The following is a 16,244-nucleotide window of genomic DNA, read 5'->3' as shown; positions in this document are numbered from 1 at the left end:
AACAGATGAATTAGAGATTTGAGTCTGTTTTTATCTTAATTTCTTTCTTGATTTTTTTTTATGAAAAAATGACATGAAGGGCAGACGAATTTTAATCGGCGTTAGTGGCGGGATTGCAGCTTACAAAGTTTGCGAAGTAGTTTCAACTTTAGCAAAAGCTGGAGCGGAAGTTAAAGTTATTCTTACTGATGCGGCCGGGGAGTTTGTAACGCCTTTGACTTTTGCTACTCTGTGCCGCCATCCTGCTTTTACTGACAAAGATTTTTGGCAACCAAGTCACGGGCGCCCCCTGCACATTCAACTGGGAGAATGGGCGGAAGTTTTTGTTATTGCTCCTTTGACAGCTAATACTTTGGCTAAGTTGGCGGGGGGTTTTGCTGATAATTTGTTGACTAATACTGTCTTAGCTTCTAATTGCCCAATTTTGCTGGCACCGGCGATGAATACGGATATGTGGGAACAGCCGGCGGTGCAGCGGAATTGGCGGGAAGTATTGAGTTATCGGCGCTATCATGCTGCGAATCCGGGGGCGGGTATGCTGGCGTGCGATCGCGCGGGTGTCGGCCGCATGGCAGAACCTTATGAGATTTTGCCTCATATTGAATCGCTGTTGTATGCGAAGGGCGATCGAGATTTAGCGGGCATTCGGGTGTTGATCAGTGCGGGAGGAACGCGGGAACACCTCGATCCGGTGCGGTTTATCGGCAATCCTTCCAGTGGCAAAATGGGTATAGCTTTGGCGCAAGCTGCACAGCACCGCGGCGCTACAGTGACGCTGGTACACAGTATAACTGGGGAATTGCCGCTCTCAGGTGTGCGGGCGATCGCAGTTACCAGTGCACAAGAAATGCGGCAGGCGATGCTGCAATGTTTTCACGATGCGGATGTGACGGTGATGGCTGCGGCAGTAGCGGATGTGAAGCCGGCTGAGTACAGTAGTGAGAAATTGCCGAAGCGATCGCTCCCGAATTGTTTGCCTTTGGCACCGGTAGGAGATATTGTGGCAGAGTTGGGAAATTTGAAACAGCCGCACCAAAAATTAATCGGGTTTGCAGCACAAACTGGGGATATTGTCAAGCCAGCTTTGGAGAAATTGCGGGCGAAGAAACTGGATGTAATTGCCGCAAACCCGATCGATCGAATAGGTGCAGGTTTCGGCAGCAATACCAATCAAGCCATATTAATTAATGCCGTCGGCAAGCAAGTAGAAATAGCACCTTGCAGCAAGTTAGAAATGGCTCACCGATTGTTAGATTTTGTGAGGGAAGGGTGAGGGCGCGATTTACTGATTAACTGGGATTAATTACTACTGGTTCGGGCGATAATTCTGATTCCCCAAAATCCGTTGATTCCGAGTCAGGCGACAACTCACTATCTGCGACAGTAATTTCTAGTTTAAATCCTAATGCTTCGAGCAATTCTACCAAACTATAGATTTCCGAACCTGCACTTTCACTCAGCATCTTGTCGAGTTTTTCGTGATGCTGTTTTGCTGACTCCGAAAGAGTATTCATCCTGATTCGAGCCTCAATCACCTTTCGGATGGCATTTCTCAAAAGTGCGGGTTCAGGGTCTTTTTCTTCCAAGATAGCCCCGATAAAACCAGCAGCTTCTTCCGGCTCGTGGAGAGATTCAATTAGGTACTCGCGGTAGCCATCACTTGTCGGTGCTTTCACGTTTTTCATAATCTGTTCAGTATTCTATAGCTTGTCGAATGTTCTGTTCTTGGGTGCTTTTATCCCCAGCTATGAGGATTACCACAATTGGCAAGCTGACTTGTCCGAAGTAGACGCGGTAGCCCGGGCCATAATTAATTCTGAGTTCAAAAATTCATTGTCCCGCTGACTTGAAATCTCCGAGATTACCTTGCTCGACTTCGGTCAAGCCTAGATTTGATTCTAACTCTAACATTCCGATCGCGGCGGGCATCAAGCCACTCGGTGAATGGTGCCGTACCCTCTGCTGTAGTGTAACGTGGAATTTCCCTGGGTTGTACTTGCATGATTTTATCGTACTTGATTAACAATTTCTATCGTAAGGGCGATCGACAGTGCATTAAGTGGGGAAATCATACTTAAGACAGAGGTATTCGATAGACAAAATAGTAAACCTTGTTTGAGGAAACAAAGTTTAAATCAAACAGGGCATTGTGAATGAATTTTAAATCGATCGCAAAAACCAATCTACTATTCGGCAGCCTGATAATTAGCTTGGGATTGCAAGCACTTCCAGCCACAGCGCAAGCAGTCACCGACGCCCAAGTTTCCGCCCTCGTAGAAGCGCTGCGACAAGCCGCGCCGCCACAAGCCGCAAATGACGGAATGTACAGTCAGTGGCAAGTTTTACCGGGCAATATTTCCCGCTGGGCCAAATTCTGTACCAAACAAGATTTAACACCGCAACAATTTGAGGCCGACGCGACAAAAGCCAAATCAATTGTTACCTGTATCGTGGGCGATTTGCTGCGCGACGAGTACAAAGCTAGCAGCAACAATGAATTAACCGCTGTACGCCGCGCCGCTTGCTGGTGGATGACAGGGGACTCCGCAGCTTGCAAAAGTGGCGCAACTGCTACTTATGCCGATAAAGTTATCAGCGTTTACCAGCAGCAGCAACCTAAAAAGTAAAGTTTGTGCTGGCGGAATTTAGATTTTTTTGACTGCCGCCCCTAGGTTTTAGGGAATACCGGGACTCCGAGCAGGAAGTTAAATACGGGCGCCAAGGACGGCTGACAAATTGCAGCATCGGTGCATTCTCAAGCGTTATTTTGATGCACGGCTGATTGATTGAATAGAGTTGTCCTTTGATGCACTTGGGTTGTATTAGTGGACGTATTTTGAGATTCTCTGCCCTCTTCTTTTCGGGCGCGATTGCTGCTAGCTATATATCGAGGAAAATCGATTGTTAAAAAGGCTTGATTCCGGCGATTCCGGTATGAGGTTTAAGGCAGCTTATCCCAGTCCAAGGCAAGCTCTGGGGAAAGCCTGAGCTGCCTTGATTTCATCTCACTTTCACCTAGTTTGATTCGTAGCGGGATTTGAGCTTTTCATCAGAGATGTTTTGCCTTGAATTGAGCGACTCTTTAGTCGAGGCAAAAAGTAGCGCGGGGACTCGTCAGCCACAAGCGCTGCTGACGAGGCTCACTGGGCCGGTGCGCGGTTCTAAACGCTAACGAAATTCGAGGCAGTCAGAGTATTAGTATTCACCCCAGTCAGGACGGCTAAAACGTCACTACCCATACGAATCTCATTCCCGGAGAACGACAGATTCCCAAACGTTAAACCCCCAGTCAGACCGATTTTGTCGCTACCCAAACTGAAGTCAGTAATCGTATCGATGCCCTCGCCGGAGGCAAACACAAAGATATCCTGGCCGTTGCCACCCGTCAAGATGTCGGTACCGGGTCCACCCCTCAAGGTGTCATCGCCATTGTCACCATTGAGTAAGTCGTTGCCCGCACTGCCGAATAGGAAGTCACTGCCATTGCCGCCAATCAAGGTGTCGTTTCCGGCATTGCCGGTGAGGCTGTCGTTGCCGCTGCCGCCGTTGAGCGAGTCGTTCCCTGCTGTACCCGTGAGGGTGTCGTTGCCGCTGGTACCCATTTGAGTACCGCCGACAGCGACACTGACAAGAGCGCTGCTGGTGCCGCCTTTACCATCGCTGATGCTGTAATTAAAACTGGCGTTACCCGTGAAGTTAGTGCTGGGGGTGAAGATGACATTGCTATTAGAGAAGGTAACGCTGCCATTGACAGCATTACTGACCCCCGTCAGGCTGAGGCGATCGCCATTGGCATCGGTGTCGTTGGCTAACAGAGTTGAAGCCTCCAGGGTGACGGCAGTATTTTGAGCCGTGGTAGCGCTGTCGGTGTTAGCCACGGGGGGTTGATTGGTGGGAGTCGTTGCCTGACCAAACACCACATAACTTTGCCCTGCGGCATCAGTGGTGCCGCTGAAGTCCCTGGGTGCCCCGATAATCAGGTCATCAAAGCCATCGCCGTTGACGTCCCCGGCGCTGCTGACCGACCTGCCTGATACGTCATCCGCCGCGATCCCGTTAATCGCAAAGCCGTTGCTGCCGTTGAGCTCTGACAGGTTGACACTGGCACCAAAGCCACTGTTGCTGCCAAACACCACATAACTTTGCCCTGCATAACTGATGCCGTTGGGGTCGGCAAAGCGTGCCCCGATAATCAGGTCATCAAAGCCATCGCCGTTGACGTCCCCGGCGCTGCTGACCGAGAAGCCTGAGTCGTCATACGTCGCGATGCCGTTAATCGCAAAGCCGTTGCTGCCGTTGAGCTCTGACAGGTTGACACTGGCACCAAAGCCACTGTTGCTGCCAAACACTACATAACTTTGCCCTGCACCACCGATGCCGTTGGGGTTGGCACGGTAGGCCCCGATAATCAGGTCATCAAAGCCATCGCCGTTGACGTCCCCGGCGCTGCTGACCGACGAGCCTGATTGGTCATACGCTGCGATGCCGTTAATCGCAAAGCCGTTGCTACCGTTGAGCGTGGAGGGGTTGAGGCCCGCACCAAAGCCACTGTTGCTGCCAAACACTACATAACTTTGCCCTGCTGTCAAGATGCCGTTGGGGTCGGCAAAGGGTGCCCCGATAATCAGGTCATCAAAGCCATCGCCGTTGACGTCCCCGGCGCTGCTGACCGACGAGCCCGATAAGTCATACGTCGCGATGCCGTTAATCGCAAAGCCGTTGCTGCCGTTGAGCGTGGAGGGGTTGACACTGGCACCAAAGCCACTGTTGCTGCCAAACACTACATAACTTTGCCCTGCACCACTGATGCCGTTGGGGGAGGCACGGTATGCCCCGATAATCAGGTCATCAAAGCCATCACCGTTGACGTCCGAAGCGCTGCTGACCGACGAGCCTGAGAAGTCAAAGGCTGCGATGCCGTTAATCGCAAAGCCGTTGCTGCCGTTGAGCTCTGAGAGGTTGACACTGGCACCAAAGCCACTGTTGCTGCCAAACACTACATAACTTTGCCCTGCTGTCAAGATGCCGTTGGGGTCGGCTAAGTCTGCCCCGATAATCAGGTCATCAAAGCCATCGCCGTTGACGTCCCCGGCGTTGCTGACCGACGAGCCCGATCGGTCATCCGCCGCGATGCCGTTAATCGCAAAGCCGTTGCTGCCGTTGAGCTCTGACAGGTTGAAGGTTGGTTCAAACATAGTGTTAGTTCTTCCTGGTTAGGTTAGTTGAAAGTTTTCACATCCCGACTTCTTTCCAGAAATCGGTTTTCTTGCTTTAGCCGCCGCCTATCGAGATCACGCGGCGAATTTCGTTCGCCTGAGCTGCCTTGATTTCATCTCACTTTCACCTGGTTTGATTCGTAGCGGGATTTGAGCTTTTCATCAGAGATGTTTTGCCTTGAATTGAGCGACTCTTTAGTCGAGGCAAAAAGTAGCGCGGGGACTCGTCAGCCACAAGCGCTGCTGACGAGGCTCACTGGGCCGGTGCGCGGTTCTAAACGCTAACGAAATTGGAGGCAGTCAGAGTATTAGTATTCACCCCAGTCAGGACGGCTAAAACGTCACTACCCATACGAATCTCATTCCCGGAGAACGACAGATTCCCAAACGTTAAACCCCCAGTCAGACCGATTTTGTCGCTACCCAACTTGAAGTCAGTAATCGTATCGATGCCCTCGCCGGAGGCAAACACGAAGATATCCGGGCCGTTGCCACCGGTCAAGGTGTCGCTACCGGGTCCACCCCTCAAGGTGTCATCCCCATTGTCACCATTGAGTAAGTCGTTGCCCGCACTGCCGAATAGGAAGTCACTGCCATTGCCGCCAATCAAGGTGTCGTTTCCGGCATTGCCGGTGAGGCTGTCGTTACCGTTGCCGCCGTTGAGCGAGTCGTTCCCGGCATTGCCAGTGAGGGTGTCGTTGCCGCTGGTACCCATTTGAGTACCGCCGACAGCGACACCGACAGTAGCGCTGCTGGTGCCGCCTTGGCCATCGCTGATGCTGTAATTAAAACTGGCGTTACCCGTGAAGTTAGTGCTGGGGGTGAAGATGACATTGCTATTAGAGAAGGTAACGCTGCCATTGACAGCATTACTGACCCCCGTCAGGCTGAGGCTATCGCCATTGGCATCGGTGTCGTTGGCTAAGAGAGTTGAAGCCTCCAGGGTGACGGCAGTATTTTGAGCCGTGGTAGCGCTGTCGCTGTTAGCCACGGGGGGTTGATTGGTGGGAGTCGTTGCCTGACCAAACACCACATAACTTTGCCCTGCACCACTGATGCCGTTGGGGTTGGCAGCTAGTGCCCCGATAATCAGGTCATCAAAGCCATCGCCGTTGACGTCCCCGGCGCTGCTGACCGAGAAGCCTGATAAGTCAAAGGCTGCGATGCCGTTAATCGCAAAGCCGTTGCTGCCGTTGAGCTCTGACAGGTTGACACTGGCACCAAAGCCACTGTTGCTGCCAAATACTACATAACTTTGCCCTGCAAAACTCATGCCGTTGGGGTCGGCCAAGTATGCCCCGATAATCAGGTCATCAAAGCCATCGCCGTTGACGTCCCCGGCGCTGCTGACCGACCAGCCTGATTCGTCATACGCCGCGATGCCGTTAATCGCAAAGCCGTTGCTGCCGTTGAGCGTGGACAGGTTGACACTGGCACCAAAGCCACTGTTGCTGCCAAACACTACATAACTTTGCCCTGCACCACCGATGCCGTTGGGGTCGGCAATAAATGCCCCGATAATCAGGTCATCAAAGCCATCGCCGTTGACGTCCCCGGCGCTGCTGACCGACGAGCCTGATTCGTCATACGCTGCGATGCCGTTAATCGCAAAGCCGTTGCTGCCGTTGAGCGTGGACAGGTTGACACTGGCACCAAAGCCACTGTTGCTGCCAAACACTACATAACTTTGCCCTGCAGCACTGATGCCGTTGGGGTCGGCACTTGATGCCCCCATAATCAGGTCATCAAAGCCATCGCCGTTGACGTCCCCGGCGCTGCTGACCGAGAAGCCTGAGAAGTCAAAGGCCGCGATGCCGTTAATCGCAAAGCCGTTGCTGCCGTTGAGCGTGGAGGGGTTGACACTGGCACCAAAGCCACTGTTGCTGCCAAACACTACATAACTTTGCCCTGCACCACTGATGCCGTTGGGGTCGGCATATCTTGCCCCGATAATCAGGTCATCAAAGCCATCGCCGTTGACGTCCCCGGCGCTGCTGACCGACGAGCCTGATAAGTCAGAGGCCGCGATGCCGTTAATCGCAAAGCCGTTGCTGCCGTTGAGCGTTGACAGGTTGATGCTGGCACCAAAGCCACTGTTGCTGCCAAATACTACATAACTTTGCCCTGCACCATTGATGCCGTTGGGGTCGGCACTTGATGCCCCGATAATCAGGTCATCAAAGCCATCGCCGTTGACGTCCCCAGCGCTGCTGACCGACGAGCCCGATCGGTCATACGCCGCGATGCCGTTAATCGCAAAGCCGTTGCTGCCGTTGAGCTCTGAGAGGCTGAGGCCCGCACCAAAGCCACTGTTGCTGCCAAATACTACATAACTTTGCCCTGCATAAATGATGCCGTTGGGGTCGGCCCAGTCTGCCCCGATAATCAGGTCATCAAAGCCATCGCCGTTGACGTCCCCGGCGCTGCTGACCGACCTGCCTGATTGGTCATACGCCGCGATGCCGTTAATCGCAAAGCCGTTGCTGCCGTTGAGGTCTGAGAGGTTGAAGGTTGGTTCAAACATAGTGTTACTTCTTCCTTGTTAGGTTAGTTGAAAGTTTTCACATCCCGACTTCTTTCCAGAAGTCGGTTTTCTTGCTTTAGCCGCCGCCTATCGAGATCACGCGGCGAATTTCGTCAGTTTTCAACCCAATTGCCATCGGTCGCCGCACTCCTGGCAAGACTTGCACATCGTATAATTCCTCTACAACTCCTTCAATGCGTAACGAGTGGACGATATCCCCACTTCTGAGGTCAATCACCAGCAGTCCACATCGGGCTTGGGCCTGTTTTGCCTGTAACTGCTCATCCAACGCTAAACCTGAAAAGGTCTTGTTGTGCCTGGGTTTGGATATCCCCACCACGGCAAAATCACCGCAGAAACTCAAACCCCGCAGATATCCCGGACAAAAGGCTACCGCTTCAAATACTCCCCGTTCCAGGTCTAGATAACCAAATTCCCCACGACCTGAATTGAGCAACCACAGTTTATCGTTGTACCAACGGGGTGAGTGAGGCATCGATAAGCCTGTGGCGATCGCCTGATTGGTGCTAATATCCATCACGCAGCCGCCATCTTTGCGTTTATCCCGCCAGCCATCCGCCACATCCGACTGACTCACTGCCGTGACGTAACGGGGTTGACCGTCTCGCATCGCCAAACCATTGAGATGGCATCGGTCTTCTGCGGCTAATTTGGAAATAAACGGCGGTTTCCACAAGGGGACAAAGCTTTTCGTTTCGCTAATTGTGGCAAGGCAGCTAAATAGGGTATTGACGAAGACTACCCCCCCTAACTCCCCGTTATTAAGGGAAGGAACTTGTGGTTCAACTTGTTGTTCCCCCCGAAGCTTGGGGGGTTGCGGGGGTTCAACCAGCACTACATCATGAATATCTAAATCTCCGGTGATATACCCCACTTGCGGTACATAAACGGCATCGCAGCCATCCGCTACTTGTCCGGGTTCTAGGGCATTTTCAAGCCGCCACAGTTGATACAGCGAACTCATATACAGGCTGCTGTTGTGGGCATACAATCCCATACACCGTTCAAATGTCCGTTCAAATACCGACAGTTCCCCGTTTTGTCGTAATCCAATGAAAAAGACCTTCCCCGCCTGATAGGTGGTGAAAACTAAACTGAGATTTTGTGAAGCTAACCAGGAAGTGAACTGCCGAGAGGCGTTGATTTCCAAAGTGGGTGTGGCTGTTGTACCTACTGCCTGTGGGAAATTACTAGAGGAAGGTGCGGTAGATTGTGGAGTGCGATCGCTATCTGGCATTAATGACATAGTTCAATCTCTATGTGTACGTGGTTCATGGAGTCACCTGATGAGCCGCCTAAATTAGCGCTGCTATCTTCAGGAATGCTTTGGACTGACTCATTGAGTCCGCCGATGGTGACCTCGATTGCCTCTTGAATTCGGTCTTAAGCTCGATTTCTGCTTTCTTTCACAAGCCGAGGTGACCTTGGGGCGGCTAGGGCGATACCCTCAAAACAAGTCGCCTATTAATTGATTAATTCAATCTTGTCATCTGCCGATAGTATAATTTCTCGCCTAAGTAAAAAAATATAGCCGATCGCACTTCAAGCTGTCAATATATAAAACTTCATCTATTTTTCACGAGTTCACCTAAACAAATTCACTGACTTCATAAAAGACTTGCTGCCCAATATCGGCTTTTTGCGATCGATAAAACCGTGTGGCGATGCTTTCCCACTTTCGATAACGTTCACCGCAGGTGTCGCCACGGGGCACCAGTTCTGAGTATCCAGAGAATGCTGTTCACGACTTGTCGGTGGTCGTGATGGGGTTTACCTGTTCGGGGTTTCAGTGGTGGAAGTAGCGGTTTTAACGAATCCCACTGTTCGCTGCTTAAGTCTCCAAGGGTTGATGAGCGTTAAGAGCTTGCGATCGCCTATTTTCAAGGATACAACGAGGCAAAAAAACACGCCCTAGCCTGTGCAGGCAGGTTTCATTCATCCCGCAGCAGATTTCAATCTGATCCTGAATTATCCATTTTCTGCCTGACTTCTCATCAACTTTTGCACGCTGGCTAAAGCTCGATTTAATTCATAATTTTTTGTTTCTGAATTCTGCAAAAAAGCCTGCTGTTCTTCCTCAATCATTAACACATCCTGCCGCACCAAACCATCTAATAACTTTTGAGCCGCACCGAAACAACTATCTTTGATAAACCTGCGAAACCACACAGGCAATTTGTGCAGCCGCCAAAACGCATTTAATGAGGTAAAATGAATTAAATAAGCGCGAGTTGCTGTCTCGCTAACCGGACAAACCAAGCAGTAAATCTTAAAGTCGCTCCCCAAAGTTGAAACCCAATGCGGGTAAACATAACTCACGTCCAGCGGTTCCGGGTGCAGTCGGCGCAAAGACTTAAAAAATAACTGAGAAATTGACCAAATTTTATCTATTTTGTAATAACTTTGTGCCTGATAGCGCGCTGTTACTTGATGCTCGTTTTCTTCTATAGTATCTAACACCGGATTTGCCCAAGCTTGCCAATCATCGTGCAAGTGTCCGTGGTACATATCCATCAAGTTTTCAATTAAAAATGAATAGTGTGCCTGACAGTCGATGACTGAAACAGTCGCAATATAATTGAGATGTTCCCACTCTGGCAAATCCAGTAAATCTATTTTTTCTGCTTGCATTTCGTCTCCGGGAAACAGCCAGATAAAACCGTTTTTTTCCTGGACTGGATAGGAGCGAATTTTGCAGTTAGGTAGCTTTTGATTTTCTGCTAAATAATCTACTTCGGCGCATTCTCCCCTTGCATTTAACCGCCATCCGTGGTAAGCACATTCGATTAAATCGCCTTTAACTTTGCCGTGGCTGAGTTTAACTTGCCGATGCGGACATCTATCTTCTAAAGCGTTGATTTTGCCTGCACTGTCGCGGAAAAGTACGATCGCCCGATTCCAGATTTTCGCAGCTAGCGGCTGAGTTTGCACCTCGGTGCTGCGGGCGATGGCATACCAGCGATCGAGATTAATGCCCAACTGGCGGATGTGAGTTTTTTCTCCCCTTGCAGATACCGATTTTATCGCGTTGTTTTGCATTACAAATGTTCCCAAATTACGCCCATAAAACAACCCAATTTTACAAAATAACAGCCCGGAAAGCAACGACCGTAAATTTTTCTAAATCTCCGTTCTGACAAATACCTATCGTTAGCTAAATGCTTCAACCACGTCGGCGACAATCTAAATTTTAATAATCTTAAAGCATTGCGAAATCCGTAGGTGGAACAGTCGGGCTTAAAATCTCTCGCTGCCCCTAATATGTAGCCTATTCTAGGAGGTGTCTCGACTTCCGATATATTATCTAAAAAGACGATTTTTCCGTGCGGATTTAACAATTTTTTACTTGCCTCAAGGGCGGCTGGGAGGTTGGGCAGGTGGTGAAAAGTAGCAGCACTAACTATTAAATCAAATTTGCGGTCGATCGCTAATTGACTGGCATCCATTTGGATGTATTCGATATTGGGGGCTGAGCGTTTTTGACGGGCGATGTCCAGCATTTTTGCTGACAAATCTACGGCGACAACATTATCGTAATACTGGGCTAATTCAAAAGCAAGAATTCCCGAACCGCAGCCAATCTCTAATGCTGCACCTTTGCTGGCCGATAGGTTGTTAGTAAAGAAATCGTTCTGGTTTTGCAAGGTGGCAGCGAAATCATATTCTGTTGCAAAAGCATCAAACATTACAGATTTATTGCGAATTTTGCAGTTACTATTCAGCATCTATTATTGCTTTATACTCATTCAATAATATTTTAACCGTATATCCACCCCCCTCAACGCAGATATTTTTTTTGTTCGCAAGCTCTGCCTTTTCTCCTTAGGGAAACCACACCCACAAACCGTAACTCATCTTAAAAAAAGAATGCAACTGTAAGAAAGCTCCAAACCCTTCTTGAATCAGTCATTCCCATTTCTTGACATCTAACATCTAAAATCTAAAATCTAAACTGGTAGGGCTGGGGGCTGGTTTTACCGAGAATAGCAGCCGATAATTGACAATTTATAAAACCCGCCCCGCTACAAACCTTAGATTTTTAACACGCCTTCGGGATTCACCGTCAAGAGCGATCGCCTCTGCAAACCCTCCTGATATAAAATAGCATTAGCTGCCAACAAACCGCTGCTAACCGCCCTTTCCATTAAACCGCAAGGAAACGGCATTTTTACCCAATCTCCCGCAAACAAAAGATTAGGTACAGCGCAGCAAGTCTCCGGGCGTTCCGCATAACTACCGGGCGGATATCCAGAGAAATTCTTTTGATTTACTAATTCCCGGTGCAGCATATTTGCCTCTTTTAATTCCGGTACAATTTCGTACAATTCTTGCTCAAAAGTAGCCAGTAAAACTTCCTGGTTCGGAAATTCCTTCTCCTTGTAACAATAAGCGTGCAGTTCCACTACACTACCGCCAGTTTTCTGATTCCACTCGATGAACTGATCCTGAATTCGGTGGTAAAGCGTAATGCTGTCAGTCAGCTTGTAGCCGGAAAGCGAACTGAAATTGCTGTGCTCCCAGGGAAATTCGCGATCGAACCAAAAGCGGCCCACCGCAAACGGATCGGCTATATTCAAACTCTCGATCCGACTCTGCACCTGCGGATTCACCTCACCGCGGGCCAAACTAAACAAATGCTGCATCCCCGGAACATCTGCCGCCAAAACATAATAATCAGCCTTCAATGTTTCTGCCAATTTTTGCGGCTGCGATTGGTTAACCGCTGCTGCTAACTGTATTTCATCTGCTTTTTCATCGACTACCTTAAATCGAGGCAAATCCCGCTGAGCAGGCCCGCTCACCACTCGCCCTTCGGCATCAAAAACTGCCCCGTGACAAGGACAGTGAAATTGACCGTCGTTCTGTTTCTGAACCGTGCAGCCTTGGTGAGTGCAGGTCAGAGAAATTGCCTCTTTTCCCGACGGTGCGGCGGCAAATACGCTGTCCCCAGCGCCGAAATATTCGGTAGAGTTGCTATCAGTTAACAGCGCGTTTCGCTTAACCCAAAAAGGTATTTTACTTTGCACGTCTCCCGACTGGTAACTCAGAGAATCAATCTTGCCGTTTTCCCAGCGAATCTCACTGACTGCGACATCTGTCAATACTTTGCCGCCTTTGCTTTCAATGGCTCGGGCAATAGGCTGCACCAAACTCGTTCCCATATCTTGCCGCGTGCCGTTGAAGGCCAAACCCTCTGGATTTCCGAAAAAGTAAAAGTGGAAAAATTGCATTAATTCTCCCGCGCTCAATTCATCTGGAGCGTTGAGGCTGGATTTGGCAAAAGGCAGAAAATACAAGTCATAAAGCCCGCGCGGAAATTCACCTTTTACCCAGTCGGCAACTGATATATTGTCGAGGCGATCGAAAGTTTTTTTAGTTTGAAAACCGCCGATTTCCCGAAATACTTGCCAGTGAGCGGGTTTTGTAAGATTGATTCCCCACTTGAGCCGATTGGGAGAAGATATCCCCAAATCAACTATATTCCAGGGAAAAGCTGAATGGTTGGGACGGAAAACTTCGGGTTTGTATTTGCCGTCTCGAAACAGAACAGCGTAGGATTCTAAAGATACAAAGTTATCAGTAATTTCTAGTTCTTCAACCACACTTTTGAGGTTGTAGTATTGTGGAAAAAAACCGTGGAAACCGTGTTCCATCATAAAAGTTTCGTTCCCAACTTGAATGGGCCAACTAGCAATTTTGCCACCGAGTTGGGGCGATTTGTCGAGCAATGTTACGGCGAAACCCCGCTGGGAGAGTTCGTAAGCACAGGCGAGCCCGGCCAAGCCTGCCCCCACAACTGCAACGGTTTTGCGGTTATTCAGCATTCGCGGCAAGTCAAGAGAATCTTGCACAAAAACGGTGGGCTCTGGCTTGGAAAATCGAGAGTAGCCCAGCAGCCCGCCGGCGGCACCGACTCCGAGGAATTTGAGGGCGGTTCTTCGAGAAACTGGTGGGGATAGCGGTGAATTGGTTGATTGACTCATCAGCGGTACGCGGTAACGGGCTTTAAACACAAATACGCCATAAGGCATATATCATAGACCGAAAGCAGGATATGTGAAGAAATACGAAGACTCATTTGCCCGTCCGATCGCGATCGCACCGTGTCAAGTGCGATCGCACACAATGTATAGCGGAAGGAAGCAGGCTTCAGCTATCTAGGAGAGAACTAAGAATCAACAAGGAAAAAGCGATCGACCGCCTAGCGTAAAATCCTCTAAATAATTAAGTGTTTTTATTGATGTTGCTCAACTCTTGGCAACCGCCGGCAATGATGTTAAAAAACTAGGAGATTTTCACGCTAAATCTTAGGCCAAATGCCCTCTCGGCGAAGTGTAGGAAATAACCGGGCAGCTATCCAAGGCAAAACAATTAACCAGTCGAGCTTTAAGTAAGTTGGCGCGAAAAAACTTAACTATTTTAAAATAAGTAAATACAGAGAATATATCTCCTGAGGTAACTCAATAGATCGGCGCTCGATTCAGGGGATTCGTCACTTAATACCAAGACCAAACCCGATTCAACTTGAGAAGTGCAGAGGTGCCGCAAAAAGTCAAAGACGGCCCTAGAGGTAATGCCGGTTAAACTCAGATTTTGCATCTTTTTTAAGAACGGGCAAGATGCCCGTTCCACGAGAGATAAATTTTTTGTGGAACAGGCATCTTGCCTGTTCATAAAAGGATTATGGAGAATGGTGCAACATCTCAGTTAAATGTACCTGGCTGCTATGTAGAAAACAGGACTTACTTGAAGAAACCGGGTTTTTGCGTAAGTCCTGTTTATGCAAAATCCCTGCATAATTTGCAAACTTTTACATAAATCGCGAATTTCTTGGTGCGGGGACTCTGTTGGTGCTGGTGTCCACACCCTACGGTAGATATTTGCAGTTGGTCTTGAATGCTAGAATCGTGCCGCGATCGCCAGCACAGTCAAAATTCCCACCCACATCCCAACTTTTGCCAACTGCTGCCGCCAACGGCGCCCTTAACCGCCCCAAAATCATGCACTACCAATCCCAGCAGCAACGCCAAAAACACACCCATCAGAAAAAAATTAAAAAAGCTATTTTTTACTGTTTGATAGCAATATTTTTCTGCTGGAGTACCGCGAACCTCGCTACAATTGCCCAAAACACAGGCCAGGGCGGGCTTAACGGGCAAGAAATGAGAAATTTGCTCGATCGGGGCAACCTCACCGAAGCCGTAACCAGAATCGAAGAAACCTGGAAAGAAGACTATCAAAAATACTTTGAACAAGACTTTGAAACCCGTGGGCAAACTGCCGAAGCAATATCAAAAACTCTCTCCCGGCTAGCAGTTCAAACAAAGAAAAAACCTGCTTTAATTTACGCTATCCCGCGCACCGACCAACTAGAATTAATCTTAATATTACCCGATCGCCCGCCCATTCTCCGCAGCGTTCCAGAAGCAAAACAAGAGAAACTGCTCTCAGTAGTCCAAGAATTAGGTAGCGAAATCACCAATCCCGTAAAACTCAACACCACCAGCTATCTAGCACCAGCCCAACAACTCTACAAATGGATAGTTGCACCCCTAGAAACAGATTTGCAAACCGCAAGAATTGAAACATTGCTGTTCTGCGCCGGCGCAGGTTTACGAACTGTACCCTTAGCAGCAATGCACGACGGACAGCAATTTTTGATCGAAAAATACAGCCTCGCCCGCATCCCCGCCTTCAACCTCATAGACATAAATTACGCCGACCTCAGAAACGTGCAAGTCCTAGGAATGGGAGCATCAGATTTCGCAGAAACGGCAAACAAAGAACCGCTGCCAGCAGTGCCGTTAGAACTCGGCGCGATCGCCCGACAGTGGCCCGGTCAATCCTTTCTCAACGAAGATTTCACCATAGTAAACTTGCAATCCCAGCGACTGCAACAAAGATACGGAATCATCCACCTTGCCACCCACGCCGAATTCCGCCCCGGAACCCCAAATAACTCCTACATTCAATTTTGGGACACCCAACTGCGCCTCGCTCAAATGAGAGAATTGAAATGGAACAATCCGCCCCTCGAACTATTAGTATTAAGCGCCTGTAGAACCGCCTTGGGAGACAAAGAAGCAGAACTCGGATTTGCCGGTTTAGCGCTGCAATCGGGAGCAAAATCAGCCCTCGCCAGCTTGTGGTACGTCAGCGATGCGGGCACTCTCGCCCTGATGACAGAGTTTTACCAGCAGTTAAAAATCAGCAGGCCAAACGACCCTCCTATCATTAAAGCTGAAGCTCTCAGGCAAGCACAAATTGCCGCGATCGAAGGAAAAGTGACGATCGAACGCGGTCAACTGCGAAGTTCCCGAGGCGACATTCCCTTGCCGCCGTCCATCTCCAAACTCGACAGCAAAGATTTATCCCATCCGTATTATTGGGCAGCTTTCAGCATAATCGGCAGTCCTTGGTAAGTGGGCCTCTTGACCGACAGTGGTGATAGGCTATAAAACATAAGTAATTTAATATCTGTA

At 49.3% G+C, this 16,244-nt stretch carries 11 protein-coding genes; 3 read left to right on the top strand and 8 right to left on the bottom strand.

Annotated elements, in window-relative coordinates; translation table 11 throughout:
* Window positions 1-73 precede the first annotated feature (73 nt).
* Window positions 74-1,273 (top strand): bifunctional phosphopantothenoylcysteine decarboxylase/phosphopantothenate--cysteine ligase CoaBC, encoded by a 1,200-nt coding sequence (gene coaBC, locus QUA62_RS16715; protein WP_333405550.1) that lies wholly within the window; start codon window positions 74-76, stop codon window positions 1,271-1,273.
* Window positions 1,274-1,289: 16 nt separating this feature from the next.
* Here the strand turns inward: coaBC and QUA62_RS16710 are convergent, their stop codons facing one another.
* Window positions 1,290-1,685 (bottom strand): transcriptional regulator, encoded by a 396-nt coding sequence (locus tag QUA62_RS16710; RefSeq protein ID WP_333405548.1) that lies wholly within the window; start codon window positions 1,683-1,685, stop codon window positions 1,290-1,292.
* A 468-nt stretch (window positions 1,686-2,153) separates the two neighbouring features.
* Here QUA62_RS16710 and QUA62_RS16705 point away from each other — a divergent pair, with 468 nt between their 5' ends.
* The gene (locus QUA62_RS16705) at window positions 2,154-2,627 is read left to right on the top strand and encodes a hypothetical protein (RefSeq protein ID WP_333217170.1); all 474 of its coding nucleotides are present in this window, start codon (window positions 2,154-2,156) and stop codon (window positions 2,625-2,627) included.
* Window positions 2,628-3,161: 534 nt separating this feature from the next.
* Here QUA62_RS16705 and QUA62_RS16700 read toward each other — a convergent pair.
* The 7 genes from QUA62_RS16700 to QUA62_RS16675 all read right to left on the bottom strand — a co-directional run bounded on the left by QUA62_RS16700 (window position 3,162) and on the right by QUA62_RS16675 (window position 13,745).
* Window positions 3,162-5,195, bottom strand: a complete 2,034-nt coding sequence (locus QUA62_RS16700) for a cadherin-like domain-containing protein (protein WP_333405546.1) — start codon at window positions 5,193-5,195, stop codon at window positions 3,162-3,164.
* Window positions 5,196-5,490: 295 nt separating this feature from the next.
* A complete protein-coding gene (locus QUA62_RS16695) occupies window positions 5,491-7,740 on the bottom strand; it encodes a cadherin-like domain-containing protein (protein WP_333405544.1) in 2,250 nt (749 codons plus the stop codon).
* A gap of 76 nt (window positions 7,741-7,816) precedes the next feature.
* Window positions 7,817-9,007 carry a TIGR03032 family protein gene (locus tag QUA62_RS16690; RefSeq protein ID WP_333405542.1) on the bottom strand — a complete coding sequence of 397 codons (1,191 nt, stop codon included), beginning with the start codon at window positions 9,005-9,007 and terminating at the stop codon, window positions 7,817-7,819.
* Window positions 9,008-9,449: 442 nt separating this feature from the next.
* The gene (locus tag QUA62_RS29390) at window positions 9,450-9,551 is read right to left on the bottom strand and encodes a transposase (RefSeq protein WP_445301673.1); all 102 of its coding nucleotides are present in this window, start codon (window positions 9,549-9,551) and stop codon (window positions 9,450-9,452) included.
* Between the two features lie 178 nt (window positions 9,552-9,729).
* Window positions 9,730-10,800 (bottom strand): aromatic ring-hydroxylating dioxygenase subunit alpha, encoded by a 1,071-nt coding sequence (locus tag QUA62_RS16685; protein ID WP_333405540.1) that lies wholly within the window; start codon window positions 10,798-10,800, stop codon window positions 9,730-9,732.
* A complete protein-coding gene (locus QUA62_RS16680) occupies window positions 10,800-11,486 on the bottom strand; it encodes a methyltransferase domain-containing protein (protein ID WP_333405538.1) in 687 nt (228 codons plus the stop codon). The genes QUA62_RS16685 and QUA62_RS16680 overlap by 1 nt, the downstream gene beginning before the upstream one ends.
* A 306-nt stretch (window positions 11,487-11,792) precedes the next feature.
* On the bottom strand, window positions 11,793-13,745 hold the full coding sequence (locus QUA62_RS16675) for an FAD-dependent oxidoreductase (RefSeq protein ID WP_333405597.1): 1,953 nt from the start codon (window positions 13,743-13,745) through the stop codon (window positions 11,793-11,795).
* A gap of 867 nt (window positions 13,746-14,612) precedes the next feature.
* Here QUA62_RS16675 and QUA62_RS16670 point away from each other — a divergent pair.
* Window positions 14,613-16,184 (top strand): CHAT domain-containing protein, encoded by a 1,572-nt coding sequence (locus tag QUA62_RS16670; protein WP_445301672.1) that lies wholly within the window; start codon window positions 14,613-14,615, stop codon window positions 16,182-16,184.
* The last annotated feature ends 60 nt before the right edge of the window (window positions 16,185-16,244 follow it).

The organism is Microcoleus sp. MON1_C1 (genome assembly GCF_036701945.1).
GTDB lineage: Bacteria > Cyanobacteriota > Cyanobacteriia > Cyanobacteriales > Microcoleaceae > Microcoleus.
The sequence above is the reverse complement of the archived record's forward strand: the minus strand, read 5'-3'. Positions and strand labels throughout refer to the sequence as shown.

Bases quoted from the DNA above. Each gene is read 5' to 3' on its own strand.
- QUA62_RS16685 (WP_333405540.1), bottom strand. From the start codon at position 10,800: ATGCAAAACAACGCGATAAAATCGGTATCTGCAAGGGGAGAAAAAACT.
- QUA62_RS16680 (WP_333405538.1), bottom strand. From the start codon at position 11,486: ATGCTGAATAGTAACTGCAAAATTCGCAATAAATCTGTAATGTTTGAT.
- coaBC (WP_333405550.1), top strand. From the start codon at position 74: ATGAAGGGCAGACGAATTTTAATCGGCGTTAGTGGCGGGATTGCAGCT.
- QUA62_RS16690 (WP_333405542.1), bottom strand. From the start codon at position 9,007: ATGTCATTAATGCCAGATAGCGATCGCACTCCACAATCTACCGCACCT.
- QUA62_RS16695 (WP_333405544.1), bottom strand. From the start codon at position 7,740: ATGTTTGAACCAACCTTCAACCTCTCAGACCTCAACGGCAGCAACGGC.
- QUA62_RS16700 (WP_333405546.1), bottom strand. From the start codon at position 5,195: ATGTTTGAACCAACCTTCAACCTGTCAGAGCTCAACGGCAGCAACGGC.
- QUA62_RS16705 (WP_333217170.1), top strand. From the start codon at position 2,154: ATGAATTTTAAATCGATCGCAAAAACCAATCTACTATTCGGCAGCCTG.
- QUA62_RS16710 (WP_333405548.1), bottom strand. From the start codon at position 1,685: ATGAAAAACGTGAAAGCACCGACAAGTGATGGCTACCGCGAGTACCTA.
- QUA62_RS16675 (WP_333405597.1), bottom strand. From the start codon at position 13,745: ATGAGTCAATCAACCAATTCACCGCTATCCCCACCAGTTTCTCGAAGA.